This window comes from Parahalioglobus pacificus (assembly GCF_014652275.1).
Lineage (GTDB): Bacteria > Pseudomonadota > Gammaproteobacteria > Pseudomonadales > Halieaceae > Parahalioglobus > Parahalioglobus pacificus.
Genome location: NZ_BMYM01000007.1, coordinates 1 through 5,653, shown reverse-complemented (window position 1 = coordinate 5,653; position 5,653 = coordinate 1). Strand labels below are relative to the sequence as shown.

Genomic DNA, 5,653 nt, shown 5'->3' with positions numbered 1-5,653 from the left:
TCAGACACAACAAGTGACCATTGATTCATAGTTTTATGGAACATTGATTTCGAATTGTGTCTGAGCCGAGATTTTGGGTAGTAAGTGGGGTTACCACGTAACTGCCTCCTCTTGCTCTTATGAGTAGAGGTTAAAGATTAAACTGAAGAGTTTGATCATGGCTCAGATTGAACGCTGGCGGCAGGCCTAACACATGCAAGTCGAGCGAGAAAGCCCTTCGGGGTGAGTAGAGCGGCGGACGGGTGAGTAACGCGTAGGAATCTACCCAGTAGTGGGGGACAACAGTCGGAAACGGCTGCTAATACCGCATACGCCCTACGGGGGAAAGCGGGGGACCTTCGGGCCTCGTGCTATTGGATGAGCCTGCGTAAGATTAGCTAGTTGGTGAGGTAAAGGCTCACCAAGGCGACGATCTTTAGCTGGTCTGAGAGGATGATCAGCCACACTGGGACTGAGACACGGCCCAGACTCCTACGGGAGGCAGCAGTGGGGAATATTGCGCAATGGGCGAAAGCCTGACGCAGCCATGCCGCGTGTGTGAAGAAGGCCTTAGGGTTGTAAAGCACTTTCAATTGGGAGGAAAGGTTAGTCGTTAATAACGGCTAGCTGTGACGTTACCTTTAGAAGAAGCACCGGCTAACTCCGTGCCAGCAGCCGCGGTAATACGGAGGGTGCAAGCGTTAATCGGAATTACTGGGCGTAAAGCGCGCGTAGGCGGTTTATTAAGTCGGATGTGAAAGCCCTGGGCTCAACCTGGGAACTGCATCCGATACTGGTCGACTAGAGTGCGAGAGAGGGAGGTAGAATTCCACGTGTAGCGGTGAAATGCGTAGATATGTGGAGGAATACCGGTGGCGAAGGCGGCCTCCTGGCTCGACACTGACGCTGAGGTGCGAAAGCGTGGGGAGCAAACAGGATTAGATACCCTGGTAGTCCACGCCGTAAACGATGTCTACTAGCCGTTGGGGAACGTGAGTCCTTGGTGGCGCAGCTAACGCACTAAGTAGACCGCCTGGGGAGTACGGCCGCAAGGTTAAAACTCAAATGAATTGACGGGGGCCCGCACAAGCGGTGGAGCATGTGGTTTAATTCGATGCAACGCGAAGAACCTTACCAGGTCTTGACATCCAGAGAACTTTCCAGAGATGGATTGGTGCCTTCGGGAACTCTGTGACAGGTGCTGCATGGCTGTCGTCAGCTCGTGTCGTGAGATGTTGGGTTAAGTCCCGTAACGAGCGCAACCCTTGTCCTTAGTTGCTAGCAGGTAATGCTGAGAACTCTAAGGAGACTGCCGGTGACAAACCGGAGGAAGGTGGGGACGACGTCAAGTCATCATGGCCCTTACGACCTGGGCTACACACGTGCTACAATGGAACGCACAGAGGGCAGCGAACCCGCGAGGGGGAGCGAATCCCACAAAACGTTTCGTAGTCCGGATTGGAGTCTGCAACTCGACTCCATGAAGTCGGAATCGCTAGTAATCGCGAATCAGAATGTCGCGGTGAATACGTTCCCGGGCCTTGTACACACCGCCCGTCACACCATGGGAGTGGGTTGCTCCAGAAGTGGTTAGTCTAACCTTCGGGGGGACGATCACCACGGAGTGATTCATGACTGGGGTGAAGTCGTAACAAGGTAGCCCTAGGGGAACCTGGGGCTGGATCACCTCCTTAAACGATAGTGACTTGCTTCTTCAAGTGTTCACACATTTGTCTTCATCTAACTCTGGATACTGCAAGAGAAACACGGTGCTGGTTTGCACTTCAGCTGCAGGCGTACTGTGGCCCGTTGGGGTGCGGAATTTAGGCCTGTAGCTCAGTTGGTTAGAGCGCACCCCTGATAAGGGTGAGGTCGGCAGTTCAAATCTGCCCAGGCCTACCACATACGGGGCTATAGCTCAGATGGGAGAGCGCTTGATTTGCATTCAAGAGGTCCGCGGTTCGATCCCGCGTAGCTCCACCACTTTTGCAGTTTGAAGTCAGAACACAATGCATGTGTGTGCATTGTGTTCTGGTTTTAACGACCGGAAAGTTCTTTAACAAGGTAGATTAAGCTGAGTCTTTGGACTGAGATTGCACACCGGCCTCTCTTCGGGGAGTGAAGGTGAGCGATACAGTTCATAGATAAATTGTTCTGTAGTGACGGGTTTCAATTCCCCGTTGCTACACGAGTTGTAATACAACACTGTGACTTAAGCGTCACAACATCCGGCGGATGCACGCTTTGATCGGCGTGTATCTAACGAAGTACCTGGTCTTTGCCAAAGGGGGCCAGGGAACTGTCTTCTTGAACAAATAACTTCGGTTATATGGTCAAGCGACTAAGCGCATACGGTGGATGCCTTGGCAGTCAGAGGCGACGAAGGACGTTGGAACCTGCGAAAAGTCCCGGGGAGGTGGTAACCAACCTTTGATCCGGGAATGTCCGAATGGGGAAACCCACCTGGTGTAAGCCAGGTACCCTTAACTGAATACATAGGTTAAGGGGGCGAACGAGGGGAACTGAAACATCTAAGTACCCTTAGGAAGAGAAATCAATTGAGATTCCCTTAGTAGCGGCGAGCGAACGGGGATCAGCCTGCAAGTGATATCAGCGATGTTAGTGGAACGGTCTGGAAAGTCCGGCGATAGAGGGTGATAGCCCCGTACACGAAAACGTTGCTGTGGTACTAAGCTTGCGATAAGTAGGTCGGGACACGTGATATCTTGACTGAAGATGGGGGGACCATCCTCCAAGGCTAAATACTCCTGACTGACCGATAGTGAACCAGTACCGTGAGGGAAAGGCGAAAAGAACCCCGGAGAGGGGAGTGAAATAGAACCTGAAACCGTGTGCGTACAAGCAGTGGGAGCCCTTCGGGGTGACTGCGTACCTTTTGTATAATGGGTCAGCGACTTATTGTCAGTAGCAAGCTTAACCGTTTAGGGGAGGCGTAGGGAAACCGAGTCTTAATAGGGCGTTCAGTTGCTGGCAATAGACCCGAAACCGGGCGATCTATCCATGGCCAGGGTGAAGGTTAGGTAACACTGACTGGAGGCCCGAACCCACTAATGTTGAAAAATTAGGGGATGAGCTGTGGATCGGAGTGAAAGGCTAATCAAGCCCGGAGATAGCTGGTTCTCCTCGAAATCTATTTAGGTAGAGCGTCGTGTCTTACCCTGGGGGGTAGAGCACTGTTTGGGCTAGGGGGTCATCCCGACTTACCAACCCCATGCAAACTCCGAATACCCAGGAGTACAATCACGGCAGACAGACGGCGGGTGCTAACGTCCGTCGTCGAGAGGGCAACAACCCAGACCGCCAGCTAAGGTCCCAAATACCAATTAAGTGGGAAACGATGTGGGAAGGCTTAGACAGCTAGGAGGTTGGCTTAGAAGCAGCCATCCTTTAAAGAAAGCGTAATAGCTCACTAGTCGAGTCGGCCTGCGCGGAAGATGTAACGGGGCTAAATTGGTAACCGAAGCTGCGGATGCATGCTTGCATGCATGGTAGAGGAGCGTTCTGTAAGCCGTTGAAGGTGAACCGGGAGGTTTGCTGGAGGTATCAGAAGTGCGAATGCTGACATGAGTAACGATAAGGGGGGTGAAAAACCTCCCCGCCGGAAGATCAAGGTTTCCTGCGCAACGCTAATCGGCGCAGGGTAAGTCGGCCCCTAAGGCGAGGCAGAAATGCGTAGTCGATGGGAAGCAGGTTAATATTCCTGCACTTCTTTATATTGCGATGGGGGGACGGAGAAGGCTAGGCCATCAGGGCGTTGGTTGTCCCTGTTTAAGGTTGTAGGCTGGTGACTTAGGTAAATCCGGGTTGCTAAGGCCGAGAGCCGATGACGAGCTCAAAGCGAAAGCTGCGAGTGAAGTGGTTGATGCCATGCTTCCAGGAAAAGCCTCTAAGCTTCAGATATAAAGGAACCGTACTGTAAACCGACACAGGTGATCAGGTAGAGAATACCAAGGCGCTTGAGAGAACTCGGGTGAAGGAACTAGGCAAAATGGTACCGTAACTTCGGGAGAAGGTACGCCGGTTTGGGTGATGAGACTTGCTCTCTAAGCCCGGGCTGGCCGAAGTGACCAGGTGGCTGCGACTGTTTATTAAAAACATAGCACTCTGCAAACACGTAAGTGGACGTATAGGGTGTGACGCCTGCCCGGTGCCGGAAGGTTAATTGATGGGGTTATCTTCGGAGAAGCTCTTGATCGAAGCCCCGGTAAACGGCGGCCGTAACTATAACGGTCCTAAGGTAGCGAAATTCCTTGTCGGGTAAGTTCCGACCTGCACGAATGGCGTAACGATGGCCACACTGTCTCCACCCGAGACTCAGTGAAATTGAAATCGCTGTTAAGATGCAGTGTACCCGCGGCTAGACGGAAAGACCCCGTGAACCTTTACTACAGCTTCACACTGGACTTTGACCTTACTTGTGTAGGATAGCTGGGAGGCTTTGAAGCGGTGGCGCCAGCCATCGTGGAGCCGTCCTTGAAATACCAGCCTGGTAATGTTGAGGTTCTAACTTAGTTCCGTTATCCGGATCGAGGACAGTGTGTGGTGGGTAGTTTGACTGGGGCGGTCTCCTCCCAAAGAGTAACGGAGGAGCACGAAGGTGCGCTAATCATGGTCGGAAATCATGAGGTTAGTGTAAAGGCACAAGCGCGCTTGACTGCGAGTCTGACAAGACGAGCAGGTACGAAAGTAGGTCTTAGTGATCCGGCGATTCTGAATGGAAGGGTCGTCGCTCAACGGATAAAAGGTACTCCGGGGATAACAGGCTGATACCGCCCAAGAGTTCACATCGACGGCGGTGTTTGGCACCTCGATGTCGGCTCATCACATCCTGGGGCTGAAGCCGGTCCCAAGGGTATGGCTGTTCGCCATTTAAAGTGGTACGCGAGCTGGGTTTAGAACGTCGTGAGACAGTTCGGTCCCTATCTGCCGTGGGCGTTGGAGAATTGAGGGAAGCTGCTCCTAGTACGAGAGGACCGGAGTGGACGAACCTCTGGTGTTCGGGTTGTGTCGCCAGACGCATTGCCCGGTAGCTATGTTCGGACAGGATAACCGCTGAAAGCATCTAAGCGGGAAGCCCCTCCCAAGATAAGTTCTCCCTGAGGTCTTGAACCTCCTGAAGGGCCCTTGAAGACTACAAGGTTGATAGGCTGGGTGTGGAAGCGTTGTAAGGCGTTGAGCTAACCAGTACTAATTGCCCGTGAGGCTTGACCATATAATCCAAGTTATTTGGGTGGTGTATGCCATCTGAAAGAAGACAGAGGATGTTGTGACAAGTCCGGTGTTGAGAGACACGAAAGAACAGACAGCTTAATTTACCGTCCTATTTGTTGAGACGAGGCAGTCATTAGACGTGAGACCAACGACAGCAAGCCAGTTTGCCTGGCGACCATAGAGCATTGGAATCATCGCCAGGCTTCTAAAAAAGAGAACCCCCAGCTGCAAACAGCTGGGGGTTTTGTTTTTTAGGATTGTGATGATTCTCTGTTCCGTCCTGACCTGTGACCGACCCTGCACTGAAAGTGCGGGGAGGGGACGCCAAAGGCGTACCCGATAAAGCGGGGCAGGCCCTCGCGAAGCGATCACAAGCAACGCTTGTGACTCAAAGTAGGTCAAGTTGGACCTTGTAAACATCGGCTCAAGCTCGCACAGCGAG

2 tRNA genes and 2 rRNA genes are annotated in these 5,653 nt (G+C 52.6%); all 4 read left to right on the top strand.

The window, feature by feature from the left end:
* Positions 1-139: 139 nt before the first annotated feature.
* The 4 genes from IE089_RS15600 to IE089_RS15585 all read left to right on the top strand — a co-directional run bounded on the left by IE089_RS15600 (position 140) and on the right by IE089_RS15585 (position 5,212).
* Positions 140-1,673 (top strand): 16S ribosomal RNA (locus IE089_RS15600).
* 131 nt (positions 1,674-1,804) lie between these two features.
* Positions 1,805-1,881 (top strand) — tRNA-Ile (locus IE089_RS15595).
* A 5-nt stretch (positions 1,882-1,886) separates the two neighbouring features.
* A tRNA-Ala gene (locus IE089_RS15590) sits at positions 1,887-1,962 on the top strand.
* A gap of 348 nt (positions 1,963-2,310) precedes the next feature.
* Positions 2,311-5,212 (top strand): 23S ribosomal RNA (locus tag IE089_RS15585).
* Together the 16S and 23S rRNA genes with 2 tRNA genes alongside form the textbook arrangement of a ribosomal RNA operon.
* Positions 5,213-5,653: the final 441 nt, after the last annotated feature.